The sequence below is a fragment of the Streptomyces sp. NBC_00690 genome, assembly GCF_036226685.1.
In the GTDB taxonomy this organism is placed as follows: Bacteria; Actinomycetota; Actinomycetes; order Streptomycetales; family Streptomycetaceae; genus Streptomyces.
Genome location: NZ_CP109009.1, coordinates 3,867,486 through 3,883,043 on the forward strand (window position 1 = coordinate 3,867,486; position 15,558 = coordinate 3,883,043).

Consider the following 15,558-nt stretch of genomic DNA (forward strand, 5'->3'; position numbering starts at 1 on the left):
CCTGATCCCTCCCCGGCCTAGGGTCATATGCCTCGGGCCCAGACTGGCACGCGATTCGCCCGGGCGTTGCCATTCCGGGCGGAAAACGTTCTCAGAGATGCCGGTGAGGGCACCGGGGCGCACGCCCCATGTCTCCCCACCGGAGTACGCGGGCGGGACCCTCAGCAGGGTCCCGTAACGCCGCGCTCTACTGCTTGGCCACGAAGACGTGCGAGGCCACATCGGCCTCCAGCTCCGCCGCCTCACCGCTGCTGCCGACGAGCACTCCGCCCGCCGACTCCGTCACGCTCACCACGGAACCAGGCTGAACCCCGGCCCGACGCAGCGTGTACATCAACTGGGCGTCGGTCTGGATCGGCTCCCCGATCCGACGGACCACCACCGTCTTGCCTTCGACCCCGGGGTCGAGATCGGCGAGCGAGACCATGCTGTCGTCCAGGAAGGGATCGGCCTCGGCCTTCTCGCCCAGCTCCTCCAGTCCCGGAATCGGGTTGCCGTAAGGAGACTCGGTGGGGTGGCGCAACAGCTCCAACACCCGCCGCTCCACGGCCTCACTCATCACGTGCTCCCAGCGGCACGCCTCGGCGTGGACCTGCTCCCACTCCAGCCCGATGACATCCACCAGCAGGCACTCGGCCAGTCGGTGCTTGCGCATCACGCGGATGGCCAGGCGCCGGCCCTCCTCGGTCAACTCCAGATGACGGTCTCCCGCGACCGTCACCAAACCGTCCCGCTCCATGCGGGCCACGGTCTGGCTGACCGTCGGGCCGCTCTGGTCAAGCCGCTCCGCGATGCGCGCGCGCATGGGAACCACACCTTCCTCTTCGAGCTCAAGGATGGTGCGGAGATACATCTCCGTGGTGTCGATCAGTCCGGACATACGTGCCCCTCGATGAAATCGTGCGCTGCGGCCCCGACTCAATTCTTACGCATCGCACTGACAACTGTGTCGCGCCGGAGAAAGCCGGTAGCTCAGGCCGTATTGACAGTGCAGTGGTCCAGACCTCAACGTGATCCGCGGCACGGGATATTCCCGGCACGCTCCATGTTCCATTCGTACCCGGGTACGCGTGTTTCGCATAGCGTTCCCACACACCCCCGAAAGGGCTCGGCGATGAGCGAGAGCAAGCTGGCCGGTCGGTTCTTCGACGCTTCGATCGGTCTGCTGCAACGCGTACGGGACGAAGAGGCGGAGAACATCGCCGCCGCGGGCGAGGCGATAGCGGACACCGTAGCCTCCGGAGGCCGGTTGTTCGCCTTCGGCGCGGGCCACTCCTCGCTCGCCGCACAGGACGTCGTCTACCGCGCGGGCGGCTTCGCACTGATGAATCTGCTCACCGTACCGGGGGTGGTCGGCGTCGACGTGATGCCGGCGACGCTCGGCTCCGCGCTCGAACGCGTGGAGGGCCTGGCATCGGCGGTGCTCGACACCAGCCCGCTGAAGGCCGGTGACCTGCTGGTGATCATCTCCCTGTCCGGTCGCAACACCCTGCCGGTCGAGATGGCGCTGAACGCCCAGGCACTGGGGATGAAGGTCATCGGGGTCACATCGGTGGCCTACGCGGACGCCACCAGCGCCCGGAACGCATCTGGCACCTTCCTCAAGGACCACTGCGACATCGTCCTCGACTCCAAGATCGCCGTGGGGGACGCCGAACTCACCCATGAGGGGATCGAGGCGCCCTTCGCCCCGGCGTCGACCGTCGTCACCAGCGCGATCATGCAGGCGATGATGGCGACCGCAGCGGAGCGGCTGGTGGAGCGGGGCATCGAACCGCCGCTGCTCAGGTCGGGGAACGTGGACGGCGGGCACGAGTGGAACGGCCGGGTGATGACGGAGTACGGCGACCGGATCTTCTACCGGCGCTGAGCCGTATCCGCTGAATCCCATCTGAGGCGCCGGCTCGGGCGCCCGTCCTCCGCGGCGCGCCGAGCCGGCGGGGCGCGCGAGCTGTGCGCCTCCAGGCCGTGTCCTAGCCGGCCACCAGGGAGGCCATGTCCAAGGAGGATGCCGTCAGGGACGACATGCTCTCCGCATACACCGCGTCCGGCCGTTCGAACGCAGGTCGGGAGGCGCCGCGGAGAAAGGTGACGACCCCGAGCGTGCGCCCCCGGCTCCTGAGCACCGTGCAGAGCGCGTGCGCCATGTCCCGCGGCCAGCGCCGGTCCTTGGACCACTTCGCGAACTCGGCCCCGGATGCCGTGCCGGGCGCGCTCGCCCGCACCGAACCGGTGCGATCGGCCGCCTGGAGTGCCGGGTGCCCCGGCGGATAGGGGATCGGCGCACCGCCCCCCGTCAGGGGGAGGCAGGGGCCCGGCGCGCCGGCCGGTGTCGCCGCCGCGCGGATGAGCCGACCACCGTCGACCGGCTCGAATAAGTCCACCACCACGTGATCGGCGAACCCGGCGAGGGCGAAGTCGAGATAGGTCATGGCCGCCGCGGTCGGGTCCTCGCACTCGGCCGCCGCCCGACCCGCCCGATGCAGTTGCCCCGCGCGAAAGCGCAGCCGGTCGGCCTCCTGTTCGGCCAGGCGCGATTCGGTGATGTCGTGGAACAGCCAGGCCACGCCCAGCGGCACCGGCTCCTCGGCCAGCGGGGAGCCCAGTCTCAGAAAGCCGCTGCGCCAGCATCTGCGCCGGCCGACAGCCGGCCCGGCGCGGGCCGGTTCCTCGGCGCTGCCGGCCAGGGTGACCCACAGCTCGCTCAACCCGCCCTGGGCGCCCTCGGCCAGGACGTGGTGGAGCGAGGACTCCAACTGCTCCACCCCGTCGACGAGCATCTCGCCCAGGGGGCGGCCCAGGGGTGATCCACCGCCCGCCGCCAGGGCCCGCTCGGCATAGCCGTTGACCGTGGTGGGTCGCAGATCGACGTCGACCAGGACCACACCCCAGGAGGCGTCGTCGAACAGGGCCTCGCTCAGGGCGATGGAACGCTCCAGGTCGATCTGCGCATGGACCTCGCTGAAGGCGCAGTAGACCCCGGCCGGGTTGCCGTCGGCGCCGAGGACGCGCGCCGACTGGATCCGTACGAGCACCCGCCCGCCGTCCTTGCGCAACAGCGCGAACTCGTCGACCTGGCGCCCTGGAGCGGCCATCACCGCCATCAGCCGGCGCTCCACCTCGTCCGCGTCGGCCCTGCGCACGGCCCATCCGGTGAACCCGCGCCGGCCCACGGCCTCGTCGGGCGACCAGCCGAGGATGCGTTCGGCCTCGCGGTTCCAGTGGGTGATCGTGCCGTCAGCGGCAAAGGCACAGAGTGCCGCGTCCATCCCGTCGAGGAGGGCGGCCAGCAACTCCGAACACGGCTCGCTCACCGTGTCGTCCTGCGCCGTTCCGCCACGGCCCGGGGGCCAGGACGAGTCGGCCGCCTCACTCGTCTCACTCTTCGAAGCACTCATACCGGCCCCCTGAAGGACGCGTCCGCGCGAGTTGATGCACGTCAGACCATTCAACTCGAACGTGACCGGGGACACACGGGGTTCCGAAAAAGCGGTGCACATTAATTCGGTTGAACGGGCCGAGCGGGGGTTCCTAAGGTGTGGGCACACAAGAAAGGAGGTGGTTCGGAAGATGTATGCATACCGGACGAGTGAGGTGGCTGCGGGCTAGGGCCTGCCGCCGCACTTCGTGCAGTCGGCAGACCTCCTGCCGCAATCCAAGCAGTCACCGACCCGCGGGCTCGCCGGTATCGTCCGGCCGGCCCCTCCGCAAGGAGGGACCCGAGCCCGCGGGTTTCTGCGTGGGCGCACCACACGATGAAATTCGTCATGTGCACGCCCATTTTTAGCGCTTTTTGAATGACCCGGTTCCGGCTGGTCCGATTCCGTGTCGCCGTATTTCGTCCGTACCCACTGCGGGGAAACGGCCGGGGGAAACGGCCGCGATTCCCACGGCCCCAGGGCTTCGGACCATTCCCACGGGGGCCGTCGGCACCCGACGGCGCCTCGCCGTCGGCGCCGCCCGACACCGGGAAGCGACCGGGCTGGGCCCGCCGAGGAGGCCCGCGGTGGAGCCCCGCGGGGCGGGCAAGCGCTCTCAGGGGGACAGCCGCTCGACCCGCCACGCCCCCTCGCCGTGGCCCTCCTCGCCCGGTGCCCGTACGTATCGCAGCCGGTCGTGCAGCCGGTTCTCGTGCCCCTGCCAGAACTCCGCCGTCTCCGGCACCACGCGGAACCCGCCCCACTGAGGTGGCGCTGGCACCCGCTCCCCCTCCGGATAGCGGTTCGCGAGTTCCTCGTACCGGCCCACCAGCTCCTGTCGCGAGCCGATCACCGACGACTGCTCGCTCGCCCAGGCGCCCAGTTGTGAGCCGTGCGGACGGGTCCGGAAGTACGCCACCGTCTCCTCGCGACTGACGCGCGTCGCGGAGCCGGTGACGATGATCTGGCGGGCGATCGGGTGCCAGGGGAACAACAGCGAGACCCAACGGTTCTCGGTGATCTCCCGGCCCTTGCGCGAGGTGTAGTTGGTGTAGAAGACGAAGCCCCGACCGTCGTAGTGCTTGAGCAGCACCGTGCGCGTCGAGGGACGGCCGTCGGGCGTGGCTGTGGCGACGACCATCGCATTCGGCTCCTGGAGGGCAGCCGCCGTGGCCTCGCGGAACCAGCGGGCGAACTGGTCCATGGGCGTGGGCGCGAGGTCCGACTCCAGGAGGGGCGTCGAACGGTACTGCTCGCGCATGACGGCGGGATCCGGTACGGGCTCCAGGTCGCTCGACGTACGCATCCTGGCGGCGGGGTCCGGGGCAGCGGCGTGATCGGTCACCGCCTCATCCTGCCCCACCGCCCCCTCCCCGCGACACGCAGTGCCAGAGCCCGTTCCCCAGCTGCCCTGCGAACGCCCTATCCGCCTTCGCGTTCACGGAGCTGGCGCCGCAGGATCTTCCCCGAAGGCGCCCGGGGAACCGTCGTGACGAAGGTGACGCGCCGGACCTTCTTGTACGGGGCGACCCGGGCGGCGACATGGGCCATCACCTCGTCCGGAGTCAGCTGCCCGGCGGCCACGCGACGGACGACGAAGGCGGCGGGAACCTCCGTACCGTCCTCCTCGCGCACCCCGATCACCGCCGCGTCCGCTATCGACGGATGGGTGAGCAGCACCGCTTCGAGCTCCGCCGGGGCGACCTGGTAGCCCTTGTACTTGATCAGTTCCTTCACCCGGTCGACCACGAACAGCCAGCCGTCGTCGTCGACCCGGCCGACATCGCCGGTGAACAGCCAACCGTCCTTGTCGATCATGGCGGCGGTGTCGTCCGGACGGCCCAGATAGCCCCGCATCACCTGGGGGCCGCGGATCGCTATCTCGCCCTCCTCGCCCGGGCCGACGGTGCGCGTCCGGTCGTCCAGGTCGACGATCCGCATCTCCGTGGACGGGAGAAGTCGGCCGACGGTCCCCGATGGTGGGTCCTGGGCATCCAGGGGAACGGCATGGCAGGCGGGCGAGAGCTCGGTCATGCCGTACGCCTGCCGGACGGGAGGCAGTCCGAGCCGGGCGGAGCAGGCCAGGGCCAGTCGGGCGTCCAGGGGTGCCGCCGAGCAGACGATGTGCTCCAACGAGGTGAGGTCGTAGCGGTCGACCGCCGGGTGCTTGGCGAGCGCCAGCACGATCGGCGGCGCCACGTACAACCGGCTCACCCGGTGCCGTTCGATCGCCCCGAGGAAGCTGTCGAGCTCGAAGCGGGGCAGTACGACGACGGTCGCCCCCTGCCGCAACGGCCCGGTCAGCAGCGCGGTCAGCCCGTACACATGGAAGAACGGCAGCACCGCGAGGATGCGGTCCCCCGGTTCCACCGGCAGCAGGGGATGGAGTTGGGCGAGATTGGTGGCGAGTGAGCGGTGGCTGAGCCGCACCCCCTTGGGCAGACCGGTGGTACCGGACGAGTACGGCAGGGCGGCAATGTCCTCGGCCGGGTCGATGTCGACGTGCGGCTCGGGTGCCATCGAGCGCAAGAGGTCACGCACGCTCCGGCGTCCTCCGGGGTGCTCGCTGACGAAGATCTCGGCGATCCCCGGCACCAGCTCGGCCGACCGTCGGGCCACTTCGAGCAGGGCAGGCACGGTGATGATCCAACGGGCGCACGAGTCCCGCAGCTGTCTGGCCAGCTCCTCGGCGGTAGCCAGGGGATGGACGGTGGTGACGGTCGCACCCGCGCGGGTCGCACCGAAGAAGAGCCCCGGATAGCCGATGGTGTTGGGGCTGTGCAGGGCGATCACATCGCCCTTGCGCACACCCGCATCGGCGAGGGCCGCGGCGATCCGGCGGTGTTGCTGATCCAGCTCGGCATAGCTGACGGTGGTGCCGTGCACCGCGTCGATCAGGGCGGGCGCGGCGCCCAAGTCGGCGGCCCGGGCGAGCACCGCTTCGTGGATGGGTTCACTGACGGGCTGGACGTCTGCGTACTGGCTGCGGAACACCACGGGAGCCCCCTCGCTGTTGCATCGCCGTGCAGACAAGGCTGGAGGCCCAGAATCGCGGTTGTGCCCCCTCTTGGGGAGACCTGGGGAGGCTCCGGATGCTGTGAGACGGGTGTGGAGGGATCAGATCCGGCCGAATGCGACGATCCGACCCGACCCCGCCCCGACTACTTGCGGCGCACCTGGGTGCGGACGGCTCCCATGCTGGCCACGATGACCAGGCTGATGGCCAGCGCTTCGGTGACCGCGAGCGCCTGGTTGAGCACCAGGAATCCGGCCGTTGCCGCGACCGCAGGCTCCAGACTCATCATCACCGCGAAGGTGGGCGCCGGCAGCCGCCGCAGTGCGAGCAGTTCCAGCGTGTACGGCAGTACCGACGACAGCAGTGCGACTCCGAGGCCCATCAGCAGGATCGAGGGCTCGATCAGCTTGCTGCCGGCCTCGACCAGTCCGAACGGCAGGCTGAGCAGTGCGCCGAACGCCAGCGCCATGGCCAGACCGTCGGCCTGGGGGAAGCGTCGTCCGGTGCGTGCGCTGAAGACGATGTACGCGGCCCACATCCCGCCCGCGGCGATGGCGAGCAGCGCACCGACCGGGTCCAACCGGTCGAGTCCACCGCCGCTGAGCAGGACGACGCCCACCAGGGCCAGTCCCGCCCAGACGAAGTTGATCGCCCTCCGCGACACGATGACCGAGAGCGCCAGTGGACCGAGCACCTCCAGGGTGACCGCCGCGCCCAGCGGAATCCGGTCGATGGACTGGTAGAAGAGGATGTTCATGCCGGCCATGGCGCTGCCGAAGGCGACGACCGTGCCCCAGTCCGAGCGGGAGTGGCCGCGCAGCCGGGGCCGGCAGATGATCAGAAGGACGAGTGCGGCCAGCACCAGTCGCAGGGTGACCACACCGAACGCGCCGGCCTCGGGCATCAGCAGAACCGCGACCGCGGCCCCGAACTGGACGGACAGCGCACCGCCGACCACCAGCCCGACGGGCCCGAGCGAACCGCCGCTCAGCCGTGCCCATCGCCCCTCGGCGGGTTGTGCCGCATCGAGCGCCGCGGCGGTCTCGGGCCCCTCTGCGGCGATTGCGCTTCGCACCTCGTCCACTGGAGCCCTCCACGGCTAACAGATGCACACCTTCGGCCCACAGCGGGCCGAACACCACGCTACGGCCTGCCGCGCATCCCGTGAAATGCCGACTGGTCTGCGGTTATGCTGCGGGCGCATGAGCATTGAGCTGCGTCATCTGCGCGCCTTCCTCGCCATCGCCGAGGAGGGGAGCATGACCAGGGCGGCCGTTCGCCTCCATCTGACGCAGCCGGCGGTCTCCCGGGCACTGGCCGCGCTGGAGAAGCGGCTCGGTACGAAGTTGGTGGACCGCTCGACCCACCATCTGGCGCTGACCGGCGAAGGCAGAGTGTTTCGCGACAAGGCCGCGGCTGCCGTGGCAGCCTTCGATGAGGCGCTGGATCCGAACCGGCTGCGCCACTGGCCGTTGCGCCTGGGGCACGCGTGGTCCGCGCTCGGCCCCCATACGACCCCCCTGTTGCGCCGGTGGGAGCTTGAGCAGCCCCGGACCCCGTTGGAACTGCTCCGCATCGACGACCGCACGGCGGGGCTGGCGCGCGGCGCAGTGGACGCGGCGGTGCTGCGCGGGCAGGTGGACACGCCAGGTCTGGTGACGGAGCTGTTGTTCATGGAGCCGAGAGTGGCCGCGGTGACCTCGGACGGACCGCTTGCGGCCCGCGATGAACTGACCCTCGCCGATCTCGCATCGGGACCGGTCCTGATCAATCTGGTGTCGGGGATCACGACGATCGACCTCTGGCCGGAGGACGGGCGCCCGGTGTCCACGGTGACGGTGACCAACACGGACGACTGGCTCACCGCGATCGCGGCGGGCCGGGGTGCGGGGGTCTCGGTGGCGTCGACGGCGAAGATGCACCCGCACCCGGGGGTCGCCTACCGTCCGCTGCCGGACGCCCCACCGGTCCCGGTCCTGTTGGCCCACCGGGTCGGCCCGGGACACCCGGCGCTCCCGGCGCTGCGGGAGCTGGCACGGGAACTCACCCGGGACGCATAGGTCAGCCCGCGATGTGACCCCCGCCGGTGCGCTCGCCCCTCGGCACTCGGCACCGGCCGTTGTACCGGGCGCCGAGCACTGTTGATCGTCAGCCATCGCCGGCGATCGCCCGAACCCACCAGCACGCCCTGACCCCGGACAGCGGCCCAGCCCCACAAGTACCCATCCACAGCGCGGAGTTAAAGCCTCGACCGCACACACGACGGCGGGCGACACTTGTACGGTCCCCGAGCAGCCATACCCATGATTTCCACCGCTCTCCTGGTGATCAGCTCCCCCAGGGCTGGTGTTGCACTCCTCGCGGGGCATTTCTCGGATGCGCTCTGGAAGATCACCCGGCAGGGCTGCACTATGACCTGGTGCGGCAGCTCGACCTTCCCAGGAGCCGGGAAGCGCGAGCCGCCCGGGCCTTCGGCCGTCCGCCGAAGACCGTGCGCGTACGACCGGACCGGCCCCGTCGCCCCGGAACCCCTGCCCCGGCGACGGAGCGCGCATACCCGTTCGCCCTCCCCGGGGCGAGCACCGCTTGGCATTTCGCGCACCGGACACGGCTGCGCTCCTGAACACCCCGGAGTACGCGCGGGCAAGAGCAGCCGCCGGCGCCCTGTTCCCGATGCGCGCTCGACGCGACCATGGACGGGGCCCGACAACAGCGACGAGTAGCAGTTGAGGAGCTGACCCCCACATGTGTGAACTGATCGCCCGCCTGCTGCAGTGGGCAGCACGTCTCTTAGGAGGGGGCAGGGGTGAACTGATCCCCGACTGCACCCCGCCCCCCATCGACCCCTGGACGCAGCCCTGGGCCACCCCGACCCCGGTCCACGTCATCGAGCGCCACTGCCCGTTGCGCGGCGAGGACTCCCGGCTGGTCCGGCCCTACGCCCCCGCCGACGACACCTTGGAGCTTCGACCGGTACGACCGCGTCGAAGGCTGCTGTACGCCGCGATGGGGCTCGACCTCCCCGTCTCCGCCCGAGGAGCGTCCGTATGACACTCGACGCCCTCACCTCGCCCGCCCCGACGGTGTTCTGCGCCGAGTGCGCTGAGTGCGGGCGCGCCACCGCCGCCGCCGTCCCCGTCCGTTGGACGCACGCGGGCGAGATACTGCTGTACGCCTGTCCCCATTGCGCGCCGCTGCTCACCCCGGGGCCAGCCCCGGATGAGTACGCCCCGTCCCGGTAGTCGCGGCGTCCCCTCAGCTCTCCTCGGGTTCCAGGCCGTCGGCCAGGACCTCCGCCAGATGCCTGGCTCGCACTCCGGCGAGTTGGGCCAGCTGCGTACGGCAGGAATAGCCGTCCGCCAGCAGTTCGGCGTCCGGTCCTGCCGTGCGGACCGAGGGGAGCAGTTGTTCTTCCGCACAGGCCGTCGACACCTCGTGGTGGCCCTTCTCGAATCCGAAGTTGCCGGCCAGGCCGCAGCAGCCACCGCTGAGTTCACCGCGCAGCCCTGCGCGTTCACGCAGTCGACGCTCGGCTGCGTCCCCGAGTACCGCGTGCTGGTGGCAGTGCGTCTGCCCGGCGACGGCACGGTCGAGCACCGGGGGGCTCCAGTGGGGGGCGTTCTCCTCCAGTGTCTGGGCGAAGGTGCGGACCGCGGACGCGAGCCGGTCGGCCCGGGGGTCGTTCGGCAGCAGTTCGGGCAGGTCGGTGCGGAGTGTCGCCGCGCAACTCGGCTCCAGGACGGTCACGGGGAGGTCGAGCCCCTTGGCGGCGTACAGCGGCTCCATGGCGTCCAGGGTGCGGGCCATCACTCGGCGGGCCCGGTCGAGTTGTCCGGTGGAGACGTAGGTGAGTCCGCAGCAGATCCGGCCTGGGGGCACCAGCGGCGGGAGTCCGGCCGCGGAGAGGACGCGCACGGCCGCACGACCCGCCGGGGGGTGCAGATACGTGGTGAACGTGTCGGGCCACAGCAGGGTGCCGGGCCGCTCGGGCACGGGCACGTCACGGCCGAAGCGTTCGACGGCGAGTGCCGGCAGATCGCGTTCTGGTGCGACGCCCGCCAGCCGTTTGGCGACGGCGGCCAGTGGAGGCAGTTGGGCGAGGGCGTTCAGGGGGCGGGCCAGGGGGGCGGCGATGCGCAGCCATTCGGGCAGTCGACCGAGCGCGTAGTGGGATGCCGGGCGTAGTCGCCCCTGGTAGTGATGGTGGAGGAACTCGGACTTGTAGGTGGCCATGTCGACGCCCACCGGGCAGTCGCTGCGGCAGCCCTTGCAGGACAGACAGAGGTCGAGGGCGTCCCGCACTTCGGGGGAGCGCCATCCATCGCGGATGACATCGCCGGCCAGCATCTCGTGCAGCAGTCGGGCTCGACCGCGGGTGGAGTGGGCCTCCTCGCCGGTCGCCCTGAAGGAGGGGCACATCACCGAAGGCCCCGCGGTCGTGGGCGTACGGCACTTGGCGACGCCCACGCAGCGGCGGACGGCGCCCGTGAAGTCACCGCCGTCGGCGGGGTAGGCGAACACGGTGCGGGCCCTGTCGGCAGCACCGGCACCCTCTGCGCCATCGGCACGGCCTGCACCAACAGCACTGCCTGCGCCACCGGCCGGGGTACGGGGCAGTACGGCGAACCGCAGATTGGCGTCCAGCGGGTCGGGGCGGACCAGCATGCCCGGGTTCATACCGCCGTCGGGGTCCCAGGCGTCCTTGAACCGGGTGAAGAGGGAGACCAGTTCGTCCCCGTACATCCGGGGCAGCAGTTCGGCTCGGGCCTGGCCGTCACCGTGCTCGCCGGAGAGCGAGCCGCCATGGGCGACGACGAGGTCGGCCAGTTCCAGCGAGAACCTGCGGTACGCGGCCACTCCACGGGTGCTCAGCAGGTCGAAGTCGATCCGGACATGGACACAGCCCTCACCGAAGTGGCCGTAGGGGGTGCCGCGCAGTCCATGGGCGCTGAGCAGGGCACGGAACTCCCGCAGATACGGTCCGAGTCGGGCGGGCGGCACCGCACAGTCCTCCCACCCCGGCCAGGCTTCCGCACCGTCGGGGGTGCGCGTTGCGGTGCCGGCGGCGTCCTCGCGGATGCGCCACAGGGCCCGCATACCGGCTGGGTCCGCCACGATCGTCCCGTCGAGGGCGTCCGCGCCCCGCAGCACCGCAGCGGCCCGGGACCTCGCATCGGCGGGGGTGGCGCCGCCGACCTCGACGAAGAGCCAGGCGGCACCGCGCGGCAGGCCGTGCCCTTCGGGGACGAGGTCGTCCGCCATCCCTTCGACGGTTAGGGGGCCGTGGGGCAGCAGTCCGGCCGCGGCTTCCGCTGCCGCGCCCTCGTCCGGGTAGCCGAGGACTGCCAGTGCCCGGGCCGCGGGCGCCGGGACCAGTCGTACGGTGGCCTGTGTGAGCACGCCCAGCGTGCCCTCGCTCCCGCAGAACGCACGGGCTCCGTCGCATCCGTTCTCGGGCAGCAGCGCGTCCAGGGCATATCCGGAGATGCGTCGAGGGAGGTCGGTGGGGTAGCCGGTGCGCAGGAGCGCGAGGTTCTCGTCGATCAGTTCCCGTACGCCGGCGGGGAGGTCGCTGCCGTCCCGGGTGAGGCGGTGGACGGTCCCCGAGTAGGCGAGCACCGACAGTTCCCGGACATTGTCCGCGGTCGTCCCCCAGGCGACCGAGTGCGCGCCGCAGGAGTTGTTCCCGATCATGCCGCCGAGGGTGCAGCGGGAGTGGGTGGACGGGTCGGGCCCGAAGGTGAGCCCCAGGGGGCGTACGGCATCGCACAGGGCGTCCAGGACGAGTCCCGGCTGCACCACGGCCGTACGGTTGCGCGCATCCACGTCCAGAAGGGCGTTCATATGCCGGGTGAAGTCGAGCACGACACCAACGCCGGTCGCCTGCCCGGCGATTGACGTACCGCCTCCGCGCGGCACCACGGGGGTGCGGAAACGACGGCAGACCTCCAGGGCCGTGGCCACGTCCTGCGCATCCCGTGGGCTGACCACGCCGACGGGAACCCGACGGTAGTTGGAGGCGTCCATGGTCATCAAGGCGCGGGCCGCGGGGGTGAAGTCCACCTCGCCGCGGACGGCCGCACGAAGTTCACGTGCCAGTTCGGTGGCGTTCGAGGGAGGGCGCAGGTGTCGCTGTTCGGCCATGGGTCCCAGGATGCCCGGCCCGCTCCTGCCGTACGGTTAGGAAACATGCCGGTTGAGACCATTGCGTCCGTAGCACTCTTGGCAAAGCCCAGGGGGAGACACCAAAGTGATCGTCAACCCTCTTATAGTGACCTTCACTTGATCAGGAACCAGCGGCTCCAGTTATGCCCCCGCCACCCCTCGGAAGGCAAACACTCGATGACCGGCACCGCACGAAAGCGATGACCCGCGCCATGCGAGCGGTCCACCCCGCAGAAATCCATCCGGAGCTCCCCGGCGTGAGCGAGAACGCCCTGAAGATCGTCGTGGTCGGCGGCTTCGGCGTCGGCAAGACGACCATGGTCCGCTCGGTGAGCGAGATCCGTCCGCTGCACACCGAAGAGGTGATGAGCAGAGCGGGCCGACAGCTGGAGGACACCAGCCGGGTCAGTTCGAAGAACGCCACCACCGTCGCGTTCGACTTCGGTCGCATCACCATCGACACCCGCAGCACCCTGTACCTCTTCGGCGCCCCGGGGCAGGAGCGGTTCTGGTTCCTGTGGGAGCGGCTGCTCTCCGGGACCATGGGGGTCGTCGTCCTGGTGGACACCCGCCGACTGACCGACGCCTGGTACGCGCTGGACCGGCTGGAGCACCACGGGATGCCGTTCATCGTCGCGGTGAACGACTTCGGCGGGCCCCTCCACAGCGATGACCACATCCGCCGGGCGCTGGCGCTCGGCCCGGAAGTGCCGATGGTCGAGTTCGACGCCCGGGACCACTCGTCCAGCAAGTTCGTCCTGATCGCCCTGGTGGAGCATCTGCACGCGCTGGCGGTGCACCAAAAGCGCTGACTCCGCGCGGGAAGCCTGACTTCCCGCGCGCCGGCGACCGGGGCCCGACCGCCCTCGACCGGGGCCCGACCGCCCTCGACCGGGGCCCGACCGCCTCCGATCGGGGCACCGCGGCGCCCCAACACTCCCCTCATCAGCACGGACGTCCGCCCGTCTCAGCCGACGGACCCACCGGCGCTGCCGATCCGGGAGCCGTTACGCTCCAGTGCGTGGCTGATATCCAGATTCCCGCTGACATCAAGCCCGCCGACGGCCGTTTCGGCGCGGGCCCCTCCAAGGTGCGTACGGAGGCGCTGGACGCCCTCGCCGCCACCGGCTCCTCCCTCCTGGGCACCTCCCACCGGCAAGCGCCGGTCAAGAACCTGGTCGGCGAAGTCCGCTCGGGCGTACGCGACCTCTTCCAGCTCCCCGAGGGCTACGAGGTGATCCTCGGCAACGGCGGCTCGACCGCCTTCTGGGACATCGCGACCCACGGCCTGATCGAGAACAAGTCCCAGCACCTCTCGTTCGGCGAGTTCTCCTCCAAGTTCGCCAAGGCCGCCAAGCTGGCGCCCTGGCTGGCCGAGCCGACCGTGATCTCCTCCGACCCGGGCACCCACCCGGAGCCGGCGGCCGAAGAGGGCGTCGACGTGTACGCCTTCACCCACAACGAGACCTCGACCGGTGTCGCCGCACCCATCAAGCGGGTGGCGGGCGCCGACGAGGGCGCGCTGGTCCTGGTGGACGCCACATCCGGCGCGGGCGGTCTGCCGGTCGACATCACCGAGACGGACGTCTACTACTTCGCCCCGCAGAAGTGCTTCGCTGCGGACGGCGGCCTGTGGATCGGCGTGTTCTCGCCCGCCGCCCTGGAGCGTGCGGCACGGGTGCACGGCTCGGGCCGGCACGTTCCCGAGTTCTTCAGCCTGCCCACCGCGATCGACAACTCGCTGAAGAACCAGACGTACAACACCCCCGCGCTCTCGACCCTCTTCCTGCTCAACGAGCAGCTGAAGTGGATCAACTCGCAGGGCGGTCTGGACTGGGCGGTGGGTCGCACCGCGGCCTCGTCGCAGGCGCTGTACGGCTGGGCCGAGGCGTCGAAGCACGCCAACCCGTTCGTGGTGGACCCGGCGAAGCGGTCCCAGGTCATCGGCACGATCGACTTCGCGGACGAGATCGACGCCGCGGCGATCGCGAAGGCGCTGCGGGCGAACGGGATCGTGGACACCGAGCCGTACCGCAAGCTGGGCCGCAACCAATTGCGCGTGGCGATGTTCCCGGCGGTCGAGCCGTCGGACGTCGAGGCGCTGACGGCTTGCGTGGACTACGTGATCGAGAACCTGTGACGCCCTGAGGTGTCCTGAGACGGTCTTGAGTGAGCCCCGATGGGATCAAACCCATCGGGGCTCACTCATTGGGGTGATAGTGGGGTGACATGGCCTGACTCGATGGACCGGCCCACCAGGGTGTTCTGGACAGTGCCGACCTCCCAGGAGGCTCATATGTCTGCCGCAGCGGCAGAGCACCCCTGTGACGGCGAGCGGGGGTCCCTCCTTGACGAGGCCGATGTCCTCGCCGAGCGCAACCCGGGCCACCGGGTCGAGATCATCGGTGGTGTCATCACCGTCTCCCCGCTTGCGGACTTCGCCCATGCCAGGGCGCTCACCACGGCGATGCTCCCCTTCCTGATGGCGGGCTTCGATGGCACTCGGGCGGATGTTCTCCAGGCCGTCGCCATGTGGCTCCCCAGCGGGCCCTCCGACTATGCGATCCCCGACCTCGCCATCGTCGACGCAGACTTCGAAGAACACCACGTCGAGCGCAACTGCTACGACCCAGGCGTCTTCCGCCTGGTCCTCGAAGTCACCTCCAGCAACTACCAAGCCGACCTTCGGAACAAGGTCGCCGCCTACGCCCAGGCGGGTATCCCGGTGTACGTGATCGTCGACCGCAAGCACCAGCGCCTCCACGTGCTGACGGATCCGGACGGCACCGAGTACGGACACCACCGCATCCACGCTCCCAGCGAGCAGATCACCCTGCCCGAGTCGATCGGCACCGAGGTCAAGCTCGACGTCGAGGAACTGCTGAAGGCTGCTGAACGCAAGGCGTGAGCGTCTGGGAACGGGCCCAGGAACCCCCCGTATCCCTGGGCCCGTCCGAT

General features: G+C 70.3%; 13 protein-coding genes. 7 read left to right on the forward strand and 6 right to left on the reverse strand.

Annotated features, from left to right (window positions below):
- Positions 1-187 precede the first annotated feature (187 nt).
- Complete coding sequence (locus OID54_RS16955; protein WP_329020485.1) at positions 188-880, reverse strand: metal-dependent transcriptional regulator; 693 nt, start codon at positions 878-880, stop codon at positions 188-190.
- Between the two features lie 234 nt (positions 881-1,114).
- Here OID54_RS16955 and OID54_RS16960 point away from each other — a divergent pair, with 234 nt between their 5' ends.
- A complete protein-coding gene (locus OID54_RS16960) occupies positions 1,115-1,870 on the forward strand; it encodes an SIS domain-containing protein (protein WP_329020487.1) in 756 nt (251 codons plus the stop codon).
- Positions 1,871-1,973: 103 nt separating this feature from the next.
- Here OID54_RS16960 and OID54_RS16965 read toward each other — a convergent pair whose 3' ends face one another.
- From OID54_RS16965 to OID54_RS16980, 4 genes are all read right to left on the reverse strand, one after another.
- On the reverse strand, positions 1,974-3,398 hold the full coding sequence (locus OID54_RS16965) for a PAS domain-containing protein (RefSeq protein ID WP_329020490.1): 1,425 nt from the start codon (positions 3,396-3,398) through the stop codon (positions 1,974-1,976).
- 637 nt (positions 3,399-4,035) lie between these two features.
- A complete protein-coding gene (gene pdxH / locus OID54_RS16970; protein WP_329027577.1) occupies positions 4,036-4,725 on the reverse strand; it encodes a pyridoxamine 5'-phosphate oxidase in 690 nt (229 codons plus the stop codon).
- Between the two features lie 116 nt (positions 4,726-4,841).
- The gene (locus OID54_RS16975) at positions 4,842-6,413 is read right to left on the reverse strand and encodes a 4-coumarate--CoA ligase family protein (RefSeq protein ID WP_329027580.1); all 1,572 of its coding nucleotides are present in this window, start codon (positions 6,411-6,413) and stop codon (positions 4,842-4,844) included.
- Between the two features lie 167 nt (positions 6,414-6,580).
- Positions 6,581-7,426 (reverse strand): EamA family transporter, encoded by an 846-nt coding sequence (locus tag OID54_RS16980; protein ID WP_329027581.1) that lies wholly within the window; start codon positions 7,424-7,426, stop codon positions 6,581-6,583.
- Between the two features lie 211 nt (positions 7,427-7,637).
- Between OID54_RS16980 and OID54_RS16985 the strand changes: the two genes are divergently transcribed.
- From OID54_RS16985 to OID54_RS16995, 3 genes are all read left to right on the forward strand, one after another.
- Positions 7,638-8,495: a LysR family transcriptional regulator gene (locus OID54_RS16985; RefSeq protein WP_329020492.1), complete on the forward strand. Its 858-nt coding sequence runs from the start codon at positions 7,638-7,640 to the stop codon at positions 8,493-8,495.
- 685 nt (positions 8,496-9,180) lie between these two features.
- A complete protein-coding gene (locus OID54_RS16990; protein ID WP_329020495.1) occupies positions 9,181-9,486 on the forward strand; it encodes a hypothetical protein in 306 nt (101 codons plus the stop codon).
- Complete coding sequence (locus OID54_RS16995) at positions 9,483-9,677, forward strand: hypothetical protein (RefSeq protein ID WP_329020498.1); 195 nt, start codon at positions 9,483-9,485, stop codon at positions 9,675-9,677. Before OID54_RS16990 ends, OID54_RS16995 begins: the two co-directional genes overlap by 4 nt.
- A 13-nt stretch (positions 9,678-9,690) precedes the next feature.
- On the opposite strand, the gene OID54_RS17000 is transcribed toward OID54_RS16995, so the two are convergent.
- Complete coding sequence (locus OID54_RS17000) at positions 9,691-12,579, reverse strand: FAD-binding and (Fe-S)-binding domain-containing protein (protein ID WP_329020500.1); 2,889 nt, start codon at positions 12,577-12,579, stop codon at positions 9,691-9,693.
- Positions 12,580-12,812: 233 nt separating this feature from the next.
- Here OID54_RS17000 and OID54_RS17005 point away from each other — a divergent pair, with 233 nt between their 5' ends.
- The 3 genes from OID54_RS17005 to OID54_RS17015 all read left to right on the forward strand — a co-directional run bounded on the left by OID54_RS17005 (position 12,813) and on the right by OID54_RS17015 (position 15,508).
- Positions 12,813-13,412 (forward strand): GTP-binding protein, encoded by a 600-nt coding sequence (locus tag OID54_RS17005; protein WP_329020502.1) that lies wholly within the window; start codon positions 12,813-12,815, stop codon positions 13,410-13,412.
- Between the two features lie 209 nt (positions 13,413-13,621).
- Positions 13,622-14,740: a phosphoserine transaminase gene (gene serC / locus OID54_RS17010; protein WP_329020504.1), complete on the forward strand. Its 1,119-nt coding sequence runs from the start codon at positions 13,622-13,624 to the stop codon at positions 14,738-14,740.
- Between the two features lie 156 nt (positions 14,741-14,896).
- A complete protein-coding gene (locus OID54_RS17015; protein WP_329020507.1) occupies positions 14,897-15,508 on the forward strand; it encodes a Uma2 family endonuclease in 612 nt (203 codons plus the stop codon).
- Positions 15,509-15,558 lie beyond the last annotated feature (50 nt).

What these genes read in the sequence shown, in the direction of transcription:
- OID54_RS16995 (WP_329020498.1), top strand. Translation starts at nt 9,483, where the DNA reads ATGACACTCGACGCCCTCACCTCGCCCGCCCCGACGGTGTTCTGCGCC.
- pdxH (WP_329027577.1), bottom strand. Translation starts at nt 4,725, where the DNA reads ATGCGTACGTCGAGCGACCTGGAGCCCGTACCGGATCCCGCCGTCATG.
- OID54_RS16990 (WP_329020495.1), top strand. Translation starts at nt 9,181, where the DNA reads ATGTGTGAACTGATCGCCCGCCTGCTGCAGTGGGCAGCACGTCTCTTA.
- OID54_RS17005 (WP_329020502.1), top strand. Translation starts at nt 12,813, where the DNA reads ATGCGAGCGGTCCACCCCGCAGAAATCCATCCGGAGCTCCCCGGCGTG.
- OID54_RS16985 (WP_329020492.1), top strand. Translation starts at nt 7,638, where the DNA reads ATGAGCATTGAGCTGCGTCATCTGCGCGCCTTCCTCGCCATCGCCGAG.
- OID54_RS16965 (WP_329020490.1), bottom strand. Translation starts at nt 3,398, where the DNA reads ATGAGTGCTTCGAAGAGTGAGACGAGTGAGGCGGCCGACTCGTCCTGG.
- OID54_RS17000 (WP_329020500.1), bottom strand. Translation starts at nt 12,579, where the DNA reads ATGGCCGAACAGCGACACCTGCGCCCTCCCTCGAACGCCACCGAACTG.
- OID54_RS16955 (WP_329020485.1), bottom strand. Translation starts at nt 880, where the DNA reads ATGTCCGGACTGATCGACACCACGGAGATGTATCTCCGCACCATCCTT.
- OID54_RS17015 (WP_329020507.1), top strand. Translation starts at nt 14,897, where the DNA reads ATGTCTGCCGCAGCGGCAGAGCACCCCTGTGACGGCGAGCGGGGGTCC.
- OID54_RS16960 (WP_329020487.1), top strand. Translation starts at nt 1,115, where the DNA reads ATGAGCGAGAGCAAGCTGGCCGGTCGGTTCTTCGACGCTTCGATCGGT.